The sequence below is a fragment of the Mesorhizobium sp. M9A.F.Ca.ET.002.03.1.2 genome, assembly GCF_003952365.1.
Lineage (GTDB): Bacteria > Pseudomonadota > Alphaproteobacteria > Rhizobiales > Rhizobiaceae > Mesorhizobium.
Genome location: NZ_CP034443.1, coordinates 3,684,134 through 3,697,016 on the forward strand (window position 1 = coordinate 3,684,134; position 12,883 = coordinate 3,697,016).

The following is a 12,883-nucleotide window of genomic DNA, read 5'->3' on the forward strand; positions in this document are numbered from 1 at the left end:
AGGCTCACAATGTCTCCTCCTTGGGGATCATCACGTCGACACGGCGATTCTGGGCGCGGCCTTCCGGCGTCGCATTATCGGCGATCGGTTCGTCTTCGCCCTTGCCATCGACCGTGATTCGCGAGGGGTCGCTGAATCGCGGTGCCATCATTGCTTCGACCGCTTTCGCCCGGGCGACGGAAAGGTCGAAGTTGGATTTGAATGCGCTCGATTTTCGCGGCTTCACATTATCCGTATGGCCGACGATCGAGATCGGTCCGGGCTCGGGCTCCAACGCGGCGGCGATGTCTGCGGCAATCGGCTGAAATTCCGGGTTTACCTCGGCCCTGCCGGACTGGAACAACAGGACGTTGTTGATCTCCACCACGATGAACCTGCCCTGCGTGCCGACGGCCAGCCCACCGCGCGCGATGTCCTTTGCCAGTGCGGCACGGATGCGATCGATCTGGGTGGTGGCGGTGGGCGGGGTAACTTTCATCGGCTCAGCCAGCGGCACCACGCTGGCGCGTTCGATAGCGATCGGCGTCGATGGATCGAGCGCCAGCAACCCGCCGGCAAGGGCGTCGCCCTCGTTGGTGATGACGACCCGCAAAGCGAAGAATACCGCCGTCAGCAGTGCTGACGCTGCAGCCGCAACGACCCAGAGCGGCAGCCGGGCCGGCGACTGTGCGCTTGACACCGCCAGGCTTTGCCAGTGGGGCGATATGTCTTCGTCGGCGCGCTCCCTGAAGTAGCGAAGCGTCTCGTAGACGTCACGCCGAACGCGTTCGAGATTGTTGTCTTCGCGCGCCAGGCCTCGATATTGGCCTTCGAACCCCAGAGACAGGCAGGCATGCATCAGTTCGAGCAAATCGTAGTGTTTTTCCGGGCTGGCCAGTATCTTGTTTAACGCTTCGTAGAAGCCCGTTCCGGTGGGCGCGACGTGAAAGAACTGCGACAGCATGCTGTGCTGCGCCCAGGCGTCTCTCTTGGGCCAAGGCAGGTTTCCGATGAGATCGTCAGCGGTTTCGCAAAGGGCAAATTTTGCGATCCGCGCATCTTCCTCGGGAACGCCGGCTTTCTCCATTGTCCGGTCTAGTTTTTCGATCGCCTCGGCGACATGCTCCGACAGCTGTGCCGCTTGTCTTTCGACAGGCATGAGCCTGAGCTGGCCAAACAGCATCAGGAAAGGTGCGGCTGCGGCGAGGATCGGGTTTGCTGCGGAATATCTGACGCTGTCCGCGGCAGTGAGCAGGATCTCCTGCTGAATGGCTGGCGTCGCCGCGAAGGAGCCGGTTTCCGTCACTGCGCCGGGATCGGCACCGTGATAAATCACGGTTCCGGACGTCCAGCCCGGCGGCGTATGCTGACCGACACCCGGATCGAAAACCGTTGAATCCTTGACCCGCGAGGGACCGGGCTGTCCGCCGTCAGGAACAGGCGCCTGAGGAGCTGGCGCTGATTTTTCCGCGCGGCGCGGTGCGCGAATGACGGTCTTGCCCGCCGGACCGAAAGGATCGTCCTTCGAGCTCATCGCCAAACGTCCGTCCACGCCCGGTTCCTGCGTTTGCGCCACAGGGGAGCAGAACGGTCCCGGGTCGGGTGCACGAAACGCAGGCGCTGCTGACGAGGGCAGAGTCTGGAGGAAGGTCGGCTACAAAAAATCATCCCGCCGTAACATGACATGTGCCGCAGACCCCAGGTCAATCAGCCTTACCCGCTGGCGAACTGTCGTATGTGATCGTAAGCTCAGAAACGGTCGATTGGAACCAGATGCAGGGCTGCGAAAGGATTTTTCTTCGCAAATTACAGCGCTGCGTCCCTTGGGCTCGCAAAGGGCGCACTAATACTTTCCACTTGGTAAATGATCCGTTCCGCACCCCAAGGTCAGCCCAGCAAACCGGCCCGATTTCAGGGCATGTGCCAGGTTCAGTCTTCCCGGCCTATTTTTGCTTGTCGGCTTTGGCATAGGCTTCGCTGAAATAGGCCAGGAATATGTCCAGCATTCCGTTTTCGTGCGCTTCCTCCATGGTTCGCCATTTGGCGACAAAGGCGTCCCAAGCCAAGCTCTTCTTCGAAGTGAATGACGTGGGTGGGAGTTTTCTGCCGATCGCCTCGGGAGACAGGTCGTCAAGCAGCCGGGAGAGCGCAGCCTGCATGGCTGCATAGGTGGCGAATTCGTGCGTCTTGAGGTCGTGGAAGGCGTCTTCGATACTGTGCCTGGCGTCGAGATAGCCGGCCCTGCGCCGTGCAAACATGATTTCAAGGATGTCGTCGGTTCCTGGGACGAACTTCAGGGGATTGTTATCCGCAGCACTGATCATCGTTCGGTGCGTGCTCTTGGCCAGTATTTTCGCAGCCGCACGTGCCTTCAGCAGCAAGGCCAGTTCCTCGACCACCGTCCGCAGCACCGCGCCGATTTCGGCAGCGACTTCATGCGGATCACGCGATTGAAGCATGTCCGGCGGGATGCCGGCTCCGATCGCGATTTCCCGCAGCACCTCGTCCCTCGTCGAGGGGAGGGGCGTGGGCGGCGAAGACGCTGATACCGGTGTTCGCTGCCCGGGCCGCTGCTCCACCGGATTGAAGAAAGGCTCGTCTCCGAAGTCCAGCGGGCGGCCTGTCGTGACCGGCATTTCTCGTTGCGTCGAACCGTGCCTGCTTTGAGGACCTGTCGTGGCGCGCTCGTCGTCAATCGATACCAGGATGACGTAGCGGCCGATCAGCAACCGGTCGCCATGGCCGAGCCGGTGCGGGCTGGCCATGCGATGGATCGATCCATTGATGAAGGTCCCATTGCGGGAGACATCGTGCAGCCAGAACGCGCCTGCCTCGTAGCGAACGTCGCAGTGTCGGCCGGATATGAACTTGTCCGGGTCGGGCAAGGTCCAGTCACAGGCCTCGCGGCCGATTTCGAAGCTGCGATCACGAGCTGAGTAGCCGGTCGACATACCGGCGGACACGGAGTCGACATTGTTGATCTGCAGCCTGATGAACATTCAAATCGCCGTCGATCGCCTGTCGGGCAACCTCGCCCAAGATACCCCATTATACCAGCAATTCGCGAGCGCGGCGGCACAGAGGCATTCAAGCCGATGATTCTAAAGTTAACCACGCTGCAGCCCACCAAGTGGTCCCCTTTGGTCGTTGGAAGACATGTGCTAGGCTCAGGCAGAAACGAGCGGCGGGAGGGGCACGACCCATGCCGAACGAACGTGCCACGGTTGTGCAGACGCCGGTTGGCGCTGAACTGTTGACCTTCACGCATCTTGTCGGGCGTGATGAGATCAGCCGTTGCCTGGCCTATACGGTCGGCTTCGTGAGCAGCAGCCCCGATGTCGATCCGCTGAAGATGCTGGGCGGTGCTGTTTCGATCGAAGGTGAATCCGATCCGAAACGTTGGTTCAGTGGCCTGGTGTCCGAGTTTCGGCTGACCCGGATCGAGGACCGTCTGGCATATTACGAAGCAGTCGTCAGGCCCTGGCTCTGGTTTCTCGGCAATACGACCGACTGCCGCATTTTCCAGAACATGAGCGTCATCGAAATCGTCGAGGAGGTCTTCTCGAAATACAGCACGGCCAAATTCGAGAAACGCCTGCAAGGATCTTATCCGCCACGCGAGTACTGCGTGCAGTATGACGAGACCGACCTCGATTTCGTGCAGCGGCTGCTCGAGCACGAAGGCATCCTGTATTTCTTCGAGCATGACGAGGGCAAGCATACGCTCGTGCTCGCCGATGCCATGAGCAAGCTCAAGCCGGCGCCGGGCTATGAGAAAGTGCCTTATCACTTCGAAGGGCAGGGCTCCCGGCGCGATGTCGAATATATCACGGAATGGATTCCGGGCAGTTCGGTGCGGCCGGGTGCCTATGTCCATACTGACTATGATTTCGAGAAGCCGGGCGCCGACCTGATGGCCAAATCCGCCCAGCCGTTCAGTCACAAGCTGGCCGCGGGCGAGAATTACCGCCAGCCCGGCGCGCATCTCGAAGTCGGGCGCGGCGACAGCCTGGCGGCGATCCGGCGCGAGGAAATCCAGGCGGTGCACCAGCGCATCGCCGCCGTCGGAACCGTGCGCGGCCTGTATTCGGGCTGCACGTTCAAGCTGGATGGCTTCCCAAGAGAGGACCAGAACCAGGAGTATCTGGTGGTCAGCGCCGAATACCGGCTGTTCGATCCGGGTTACAGGGCCCTTGCCGACGTCGACAGCGAGAACTTCAAGGTGATCCTGGGGGTGGCGCCGACCGCCTTGGCCTATCGCCCGCCGCGGATCACGCCACGGCCGATCATGCGCGGCCCCCAGACGGCGACGGTGGTCGGCCCTTCCGGCGAGGAGATATTCACCGACAAGTATGCAAGGGTGAAGGTGCAGTTCCACTGGGACCGTCTGGGCAAGAAGGACCAGAACAGCTCATGCTTCGTGCGGGTCTCGCAGACCTGGGCCGGCAGCGGCTGGGGTTTCATCCAGATACCGCGCATCGGCCAGGAGGTGATCGTCGATTTCATCGAGGGCGACCCGGATCTGCCGATCATCACCGGCCGGGTCTACAACGCCTCCCAGATGCCGCCCTACGGGCTGCCGGGCAGCGCCACGCAATCGGGCTGGAAATCCGACTCATCCAAGGGCGGTGGCGGCTACAACGAGTTGATGTTCGAGGACAAGGCCGGCTCCGAACTGGTCAATTTCCAGGCGCAGAAGGATCATAACCTTCTGATCAAGAACGACCGCACCAAGCTGGTCCAGCACGACCAGTCGGACCGCATCGACCATGACGCCAAGCACTCCGTCGGCCACAACCTCGACGAGGACGTCGGCAACAACAAGACGGTGAAGGTCGGCGTCGACCAGACCACGGATATCGGCTCGAACGATACCGAGACGGTGGGGGCGAACCGTTCGCTGACGGTGATGGCAAACGAGACGATTCACGTCGTGTCGAACTCGACGGAGAACATCGACGCCAACCATTCTCAGACGGTGGCGATCGTGCAGACCATTACGGTGGGCGCGGCGCGCATCGATACGGTGGGGGCTGCCGAGACGAGAAGCGTCGGCGCGGTGCAGACCAACACTATCGGGGCGTCGCGGAGCATGACTGTGGGGGCGGGGCAGAGTCATGACATTGGGGCTTCGGACACCTGGAAAGTCGGAGCCAGCCAACTCGTAAAGATTAGCGCGGATCAGAAATTCGACGTTGGCGGTGCGCAGGCATCGCAGATCGGCAAGGCCAGATCGGCAAAAATAGGCGCTGATGACGCCACCGATGTCGGCGGTGGGCACACGCTCAAGGTCGGCAAGGCCAGTGCCGTGGATGTTGCCGCGGACGGCAGTTTCAAGATCGGCAAGAATTTTGCGATCGACGCCGGGGATTCGATTTCACTTACGTGCGGCAGTGCCTCGATCACAATGAAGAAGGACGGGAACATCATCATCAAGGGCAAAGACATTACCGTCAACGGGTCCGGCAAGATCAATATCAAAGCGTCAAGTGACATTACCATGAAGGGTTCCAAAATCCACGAAAACTAGGGGAACCCAATGACGCTTACCATCATCGCGCGCCGTGAGAGACTGGCTGCTCTGCCCAAATGATCATCATCGAGAATATTATCGGGCAGCATGCTGAGCAGGCGGCTTCCTTGTGGGCACAAAGGGATAGTCTAGTCCTCGACGATCCTCCTGATCTGGAAGCCGGAGCGGCCATAGACCATAGATTGGAAATAAGCCTCGATGGCCTAAGGGTCGCCGGCACAGGGGCTTGGCCGTGTGTTATCGCTCTCTATGAGGCGTTTCCCGGCAAGGGCGAACTTTTCGTCGTGTCTTGGACGGCTATCGAATTCGAGAACACTGATTATGTCGCGCAAGCTGTGGAAATCGGTCGTAACGCGATCGAAGGTCCGGGTGGCCTGCTCGGCGCGCTGGCGTGGCACACGCCTCGCCAGATTGCTCCATGGGTGCGAGCGTGGATCGACGCGCGTGACCCATTCAAGCGATTCCTGGGCGTGTCGGCCTGCATCGAACACAGTGTCGATCCAAAACTGTTGCTACCGTTGCGATTACGCGATCCCGACGCGTCGGTGCGCGCGGCGAGCCTGCGCTTGGTCGCGAAGCTTGGTCGTGCTGATCTGGCAGCCGAAGTCAGGAACGCGGGTGCCGATGAGGACCCGCAGGTGCGTTTTTGGGCCGCTTGGGCTTTGAGCGAACTTGGCTCGGGCGACCTCGCTCTTCCTGAACTGAGGAGGGCAGCAATGCAAGGCGACGACAACACACTGAACGCGCTTCGGGCCGCCGTGAAGGCGACACCCGTCAAAGAGGCGCGAAGCTGGATAGGTTCGCTATATAGCTTGCCACAGACCGCCTTCCTCGGGGTAAGAGCGGCGGGCATGCTGGGCGATAGATCGATCCTGCCGTGGTTGATTGACCAGATGGACAATCCCGCCCTTGCGGTAACCGCTGGAGCGTCATTTCTGGAATTGTTTCCCGAGGCGCGGCAGGAGAGCGATCTCTTCACGAATGACCCTGGCGAGGCAGGACCTCGCTTCGAGCAGTTTTTTGGCGACCGGGCCGAAAGGGTCCCGTTGGCCGGCAAGATCCTGGAGTGGGGGCGGCGCCAAGGGCACTTCGAGTAGTCCGCAAGAACGGGCAGGGTGCCCACTGCCTGCTTGGATCACGATTCCTAAACTCCTAGCGCGATGCGCATTTTAAGATCGTGCTGAGTTGTTGGCCAGTGGGACATCCGGTGCACTTAGCGCCAGGTCCAGGGCGGCGCCTCGCCTCTGTCGCAGCGTCCCGTTTGCAAAGATCTCCGCGAGACTCGCTGCTGTCAGGGGCTGGCCCTGCAGATACCGTCTGCCCTGACTGAAATCTGCTTGGTTGTACCTCCACCATTCGCGGATCTTGCGGACATCGGGCCAGAAAAGATCCTCGTCACGAGGGGATGGGCCGGCTGGTTCATCTTCGGAACCCATATCCGCTAATGGCTTGACGTGCATCGCTTCGCGATCAAGTGACATTCCCGTTATGGTTTCGAAACTCTCGCCGGCCAGTCGTGCGAGCTTCGGGTCGCGCATGCGTGTGGTCAGCCACGCCACGAAGATGGGGTCCCCCAGGATGCCTGCGCCGGCGGCGATCAGACGCTCCTTCGAACGATCACCGCGCACATCAAGCAGCCATTGCACTGCGCTTTGGTGGTTCTCGGCCCGCAACAATAGTTGCACGCCCTTCCAACCAATCCCGTCGACGCTGGCGTGCATCCGCAAGATCTCCAGTGCCTCGTGCCTATCACCAAGTAATACGCAAGACCATGCGGCCCAGAATCGGCAGGTTTGATCCGAGTCATTTAGAGCCGCCTTGACGTGGCGGAGGAGATCGACGCGTCCGACTTCCCCCGCTAGCCGCAAGGCTCTGGCGCGCACCGCTGGGGTATCGTTCAGCAACTCCAAAAGGCGCCTCGCGGGGTCAATTCGCCGAACCGAGCACGCGGCCAAACCAAGCAGGCGCCGAGTGGGGCGCGCATCGTCCAAAAGGGAGCGTACCCATTCTTGAACCCGATACAGTTCGACCCAACCCAAGGCCGATACCGTGGCTCGGAACAATTCCGGCAATGCTTCGGTGACGTTCAGGACGTAACCGACCCTGTTTTCCGACAAGCTTTCGAAGGCAAGGACGGCAGCCACGAAAGCTTCGCCCGGCTCTTGATACTGGTCGAAGGCCCTCTCGGCTACCTGCCAACCCCACTCGCCCGCAATACGAAGACCGTCGATATGTGCCTCCAAGCGGTCGTCCAGCCGGCCCAAGTTCTTGAGGTACTGATCTGGAGCATCGACCGCCCTATCACGCTGCAGCCAAAGGAACGCCGCGTCTTCGGCATGTTGCTCGACGATATGCTCGATAACGCGGCGCGACATCCAGGGGCTCTAGTTTAGCTGGATCGAGCCCCCTTTGATCTTGTTGGGGCCGGACGAGCGGCTGAGAATATAGGTGCCGCGCAGGATGATCTTTCCAGTGCGGGTGAGCGTGATGCTGGCCTTGCCGCAGCGCAGCACGATCTCGCGTTCAGCGGAAAGCTCCAGGCGCTCGCCGTCAAGGGTCACGGCGACGTCCTCGACGGGAACCGGCTTCGGATTCAGCAGGCGGCCCAGAATGATCGGGCGGTCTGGGTCGCCACCATCGAACATCACCACCACGTCGGTCCCGAAATCCGACGCCTCGAGCATGGTTGCCGCGCGCGCAGCAACCATCCTGCTCTCGATTCCGTCCAGTAGGGAGACGATCGGCTCGCCTGACTTGTTGCGTCCTATGAAGGTGCCGATGACAAGGCCATCGCTGAGACCGCTGCCTATGCGCGCGAAGTCGGGGCGATCGTTCACAGGTGCTTACCTTGTGATTACCTTGATGTCTTTAGCGCATGATAGCCGTGATCGGCATGCGGCGCAATTCGTCGCTATGCTATGGGGAGAACTCCAGGAGCAACGACCTGCACCCGGAGGATACAATTCGACATGGTGCTATACAAAACTTGCAACGTGTACTCTGGGAATATCCAGATTGCGTCTCCCGTGAAATCCTCGTCGTGGTGCTTGACCGGCTCTGCTGAAATCTTTCGGAATACAACTTCGGGCGAATCGTCGAAATGCAAGCCATTCGGGAGCGCGCCGGGCCAACGCGCTCCGTCGGCTTCGTATTCTCGAAAGAACAGAACATGAGTTAGGACCAGATCGCGGCCTCGATCCAAATACCGGAAGTGAAGGAAAAGACCCAGGTGTGTACCGAACCTTGCAACCAAGCCGCCTTCATCGCCCTCCAGATTTTGCTCCAATCGCAGAGGCGAAAACATAAGGCGGAGTTGAGGGTCGGATAACTTCTTGCCAAGAGCGGATATGATGTTTGGGGTTGATGGTATCAGAGCGATATCGTCGTAGTCAGCAGGCATTGGCGGCGGTCGAAGTTGACACGAAACGAAACCTATATTCGTTCCGCCATTTGCATAACCTACAATAAGCTGAAACTGCGGAAGCTCCCATGTGTCCCTGACGTAGGAACGCCGGGTATTTTCGTGCTCGACCAGCCTGTCTCGCGTCGCAATCCTGCTGTCCGAAGCCACAAGGCCAGCAGGCAAGGACCCCCGGTACGGGCCGACATCATGGTGCTCGCAGTAAAAGTAGATTTGAATGAGCAGCATCGGTTCGTTCTTAGGGTCCTCTATTTCCTGGCCGAGCAGGTGCGCTCTTGCCTCGAACCCCAATTCCACACCAAGCTTCTTGTTGAGAAGCCAATCCTGAGCACTCAGCACTGACCCGTCATTCTCGTCGAGCGCGACTTCCGGCTGCCGCAAAATAGCCAGCCGCGACATCAAGGCCTGAACCTCGGTGTCCGTTGACGGCCTTCCAAGAAGGCTCACGCTTCCGCTGAAGTCCATACCTGGGCCGCATCCGTCTACTATTTCGGTTCTTCCATGCTTAAGGTAACCTTCATCAGCGCGTCACCGCCGATTTTGTAGCGAGCCCTTAGAAGGAGATTGTCGGACATTCTCCATTGGTCCCAAGCTTCCTCTTGCTCGACCGGAGTTCCAAACTTTTTCCTCAGGCTCGGCCGGGTTGCATCTTTCGAAATATCATAAGGAGCCGGCCAAGGTTCCCTTTTTACATGCATGGTCACACTAGTGAGCACACATGTGCCGGCCCCCCCAGGAACATCCTTGAAGAGTTCGACATCTTCGAATTGAAGAGTCATCCCATCTGCATCAACGGTCAGGTAGATCTCGTCCCTTGGCATTACCACACGTTTTATGACACCTGCCCGTTTCAATTGTTCCTTAACCTGCGGATCGTCATTCTTCCTTCCAAAAAGGTCGATCCATTTTCGGTAGTCCATTACTGCCTCCGTACTAGCTCGATCAACGATCAACCCTCGCACTCCTTGACCACTTCTTTGATCATTCCTTCGTAGTCAAACTCTTTTAGTTCCTTGACCGCCGCTGCATAAGCTGCTTCGCACTCGGTGTCGTCCAGCGCTTCCTGTAGTGCGTCTGTATCTCGCTTTATGGCAGCATCCATGCTCTTCTTGGTTTCCGCGTCCGGCTTCATCAACGGTTTGTTCAAATTTCCGCACGTCTTGCTATCCGACCGGTGAACTTTGCGTGGGATGACGATAGCCATACCCCTGCTTTCTGTTCTGCCCTTTACGCACTTTGCTACTTCTGGGTCGAACGGCCCAAAGCGTTTCACGGCGCGTGCATATAGAGTTCCCTTCGCCGGTACGTGGTCGCGTTCCCATACTCGCGACCCATCTGCTCGACTCGCCTTTCCACTGTTACAAAGACTTCCATAGCTTCCAACCTCGCCGCATTTGTGCATCGGCTTGTTGTCCGGAGCCTGCTTGTTTCCGGTCGAGGTGGCGGAGTTCTTAGCTCCCATTGTTCGTCATCTGATCGCCGAGAAGTTGGATGTTCTTGCCTTCTGCCTTCACGTCCATCGAGCCGGGCGCAACGAACTCGGTCTTTCCTTGCGTGGCCGATGATACTACGCCGCCGCCAGTGCCCTGGCTCGCCACATCGGGCGACGGCGCGCTCATGTAGTAGCTGCCTTTAATGGCTATCTTCTTCCCTTCGATCTTGACCGTCGAAGTGGCATCCGACAGCCGATCAGCGGAGCGTCCAAAATTCGGCAGCGGAACAGGCACGAACGGAGCCGGCGGTCCCGGCATCTTGCATACATTGGGCACGTCCGCCGGCGCCATGTCTATGCTGCCCTCGGTCACCGGCGTTTTGGGCGGATTGACCCCAACGGAAACCATCATGCCGCCTTTCTTAGCCGATTGTCAGGGAAGTCCAGCAACGTCACTGCGCGCTGGCCGCCTTCGGAACCGGCCCAGAGCGCCGCCCGCGAACCGTGACTGTAACCCTTGCTGGAGGCGGCGTGGGCCAGCGCCGCGAATAGCGGTCCCGACGCCGCGCCGACATCGCCCCAGCAGTCGGCCGGATGCAAATAGTGAGTTGCCTCATCTGAAAGATGCTGAACTCGCAAGATTGTGTAGACCAACTCCTCGCTGCGGTAACGCTGTCCATTGAGATCGCAATAGGTATCAGTGATTTTGCGTCGGTCCCTGTCGATGGCGGGGCTAAGTCCAAGGAAAGCGGAACTCAGCCCCTCTCCGACGCAAACCTCTTCCTCGCCGTGCCGCTTGATGGTGATCCGCTCGAGCGCGGTGCTGACCGCGGTCAGCCGACCTAAGAATTCCAGGCCCAATTCTGAAATCAGATTTCTGCGTGCCAGTAGGCAGGCGCCCGCTGCTTCTCCCGGGAAGAAGCCGTCTCGGTTCACCTCGGATTTTAGTTGCCCTGTTTCATCCATCCATTCCAGTGTTTGGTACTCGTGATAGGAATCCACGCCTGCTACCACCGCTAGGTCCGTCATATCCTCATCGATCGCTTTGGCGGCTACACCAAACGCAAGCATTCCGGCAGCGTGTCCATGGGCTAGGTATTGCACGCGCAGGCTCGCCGAGCCGAATCTTCCCATCACGGCACGGCCGAGCATTTCGGCGACGTCATCCGGCAACCCCGGCCGTGGCTCGGGCGCGCAGATGATCAGGAGCGTTCTCATGCCGTTGGCAGACAGCGCAGCGGCCTGAGGCAGTTGTAGCAGTGTCGAAAACAGCAATTCCTTCATACGCTCTGTTAGCAGCATATCAGGGCGCATGACCGCGTCCTGCGCTAGGCGCATGGGCTCCCCATTGCGGTCGACGAAGACCGGATGCTCGGAAATTGCTGATATCCCCGCTCGCACTGCTGCCGCAGCGCTTTCGGGGCGCAGGCCAACCGGAGTCCGCGCTGCAAGTCCAGCCAGCCAGATCGGTGTCTGAGGGAAATATGTTGCGACGCTTGGTGTAGGCATCGTCATTCCATCACATCAGATTTTTCAGGCGGACAGAAGTTTGATCGAGATAGTCGATGTCCTTGTTGCACACGAGCGAGCTTTGCCAACCCATGATCACGCGCGAAGTATCCGGCTCTAAGATAACACTCACCAGCGTGCCTCGGGTGTGAATCGCCTCACGCTTGATGTGCGTGGTGAAGCCGAAAACCATTCGCGGCAGATGGAAGCGTATTGGGCCGCTGGACGAGAGATTGACGAGTTGTACCGGCTCACCGCCGCGTAGGTAGCCGGCTACCTGCTGATCACGCGGTGCGCAACAATAGTAGTAGGGATCGAGATCTTCCGCCCAGAGCGGGAAGCGCGTTTTTTGCCAGGTCTCGTCATAGGTGCCAGCAAGTTCTCGGCGTGGAGACCAATGACAAGCCACGGCGTTGAAGCCGGCCGGTGCTGGGCGGCTGGCGACGGAAGAAACCAGGTTTGTCGGGTCTTCGACATTGGGAAGCGGTCGCCCAAGGCACCCATTAGGGTTGGAAATGAAGCCCTGCCCAACCGGATTCCGCGCCTCTAGTCGATGATCCTTCGGATTGCTGGCCGTGCGATCCCAGCCACCGAATGCGTATTCGTACCGGATCGGCATTTTAACGAACGGGTCAGGACTCGCAATGACGCGTTGGCCGGCAAGGTTCACCGTCCACCAGCGATTGCCGAACACCCTCAAGCGCTTTTGCACCGGACCAACCTGAAATCCAACGTCGAGCTCGGTAGTCGGCCTCCCCTCTGGTGACCACGCGGTGCCATTGACCAACACGTCCGTGCATGGCTTCACGCCGGTGAAGTCGCTCTCATAAATCAGGCTTTTCTCGTAGTCGTCGTCCAGAGGCTGGCCTTGGATGAAAGGGGGCACTTGCTTCTCCGAGGGTCGTGTACCGCCACCGGCCAATATGTCGAAGGTGGCCTTGACGCTGACCAGCCAAATCTTGTTCGCAGCTTTATCCTGAACCCAGCTTCCCATGGCAGGGAATCCTGT

At 59.3% G+C, this 12,883-nt stretch carries 12 protein-coding genes and 1 pseudogene; 2 read left to right on the plus strand and 11 right to left on the minus strand.

What is annotated here, in order from left to right; genetic code table 11:
• Nucleotides 1-4: 4 nt before the first annotated feature.
• From tssL to EJ066_RS32605, 3 genes and pseudogenes are all read right to left on the minus strand, one after another.
• Nucleotides 5-1,513: a type VI secretion system protein TssL, long form gene (gene tssL / locus EJ066_RS17630; RefSeq protein WP_126043938.1), complete on the minus strand. Its 1,509-nt coding sequence runs from the start codon at nt 1,511-1,513 to the stop codon at nt 5-7.
• A gap of 409 nt (nt 1,514-1,922) precedes the next feature.
• Nucleotides 1,923-2,708, minus strand: coding sequence for a type VI secretion system-associated FHA domain protein TagH (gene tagH, locus EJ066_RS17635; RefSeq protein WP_348629328.1), 786 nt, complete (start codon nt 2,706-2,708; stop codon nt 1,923-1,925).
• 48 nt (nt 2,709-2,756) lie between these two features.
• Nucleotides 2,757-2,978: pseudogene (locus tag EJ066_RS32605) on the minus strand (FHA domain-containing protein); the annotation flags it as partial.
• A gap of 203 nt (nt 2,979-3,181) precedes the next feature.
• On the opposite strand from EJ066_RS32605, the gene tssI reads away from it, so the two are divergent.
• A complete protein-coding gene (gene tssI, locus EJ066_RS17640) occupies nt 3,182-5,509 on the plus strand; it encodes a type VI secretion system tip protein VgrG (protein WP_126040098.1) in 2,328 nt (775 codons plus the stop codon).
• A gap of 59 nt (nt 5,510-5,568) precedes the next feature.
• Nucleotides 5,569-6,609: a HEAT repeat domain-containing protein gene (locus EJ066_RS17645; protein ID WP_126040100.1), complete on the plus strand. Its 1,041-nt coding sequence runs from the start codon at nt 5,569-5,571 to the stop codon at nt 6,607-6,609.
• Between the two features lie 72 nt (nt 6,610-6,681).
• On the opposite strand, the gene EJ066_RS17650 is transcribed toward EJ066_RS17645, so the two are convergent.
• The 8 genes from EJ066_RS17650 to EJ066_RS17685 all read right to left on the minus strand — a co-directional run bounded on the left by EJ066_RS17650 (nt 6,682) and on the right by EJ066_RS17685 (nt 12,868).
• Nucleotides 6,682-7,887 (minus strand): TIGR02270 family protein, encoded by a 1,206-nt coding sequence (locus EJ066_RS17650; RefSeq protein WP_126040102.1) that lies wholly within the window; start codon nt 7,885-7,887, stop codon nt 6,682-6,684.
• Between the two features lie 9 nt (nt 7,888-7,896).
• Complete coding sequence (locus EJ066_RS17655; protein ID WP_210211031.1) at nt 7,897-8,349, minus strand: DUF6484 domain-containing protein; 453 nt, start codon at nt 8,347-8,349, stop codon at nt 7,897-7,899.
• 74 nt (nt 8,350-8,423) lie between these two features.
• Nucleotides 8,424-9,398 (minus strand): hypothetical protein, encoded by a 975-nt coding sequence (locus tag EJ066_RS17660; RefSeq protein ID WP_126040104.1) that lies wholly within the window; start codon nt 9,396-9,398, stop codon nt 8,424-8,426.
• 20 nt (nt 9,399-9,418) lie between these two features.
• Nucleotides 9,419-9,853: a hypothetical protein gene (locus EJ066_RS17665; RefSeq protein ID WP_126040106.1), complete on the minus strand. Its 435-nt coding sequence runs from the start codon at nt 9,851-9,853 to the stop codon at nt 9,419-9,421.
• Nucleotides 9,854-9,882: 29 nt separating this feature from the next.
• Entirely contained in the window at nt 9,883-10,137 is a 255-nt protein-coding gene (locus tag EJ066_RS17670; protein WP_126040108.1) for a hypothetical protein, read from the minus strand.
• Nucleotides 10,138-10,384: 247 nt separating this feature from the next.
• Nucleotides 10,385-10,777 (minus strand): PAAR-like domain-containing protein, encoded by a 393-nt coding sequence (locus EJ066_RS17675; RefSeq protein ID WP_126040110.1) that lies wholly within the window; start codon nt 10,775-10,777, stop codon nt 10,385-10,387.
• Complete coding sequence (locus EJ066_RS17680) at nt 10,774-11,679, minus strand: beta-ketoacyl synthase N-terminal-like domain-containing protein (protein WP_189644297.1); 906 nt, start codon at nt 11,677-11,679, stop codon at nt 10,774-10,776. The genes EJ066_RS17675 and EJ066_RS17680 overlap by 4 nt, the downstream gene beginning before the upstream one ends.
• A 205-nt stretch (nt 11,680-11,884) precedes the next feature.
• Complete coding sequence (locus EJ066_RS17685; RefSeq protein WP_189644298.1) at nt 11,885-12,868, minus strand: DUF2169 domain-containing protein; 984 nt, start codon at nt 12,866-12,868, stop codon at nt 11,885-11,887.
• Nucleotides 12,869-12,883: the final 15 nt, after the last annotated feature.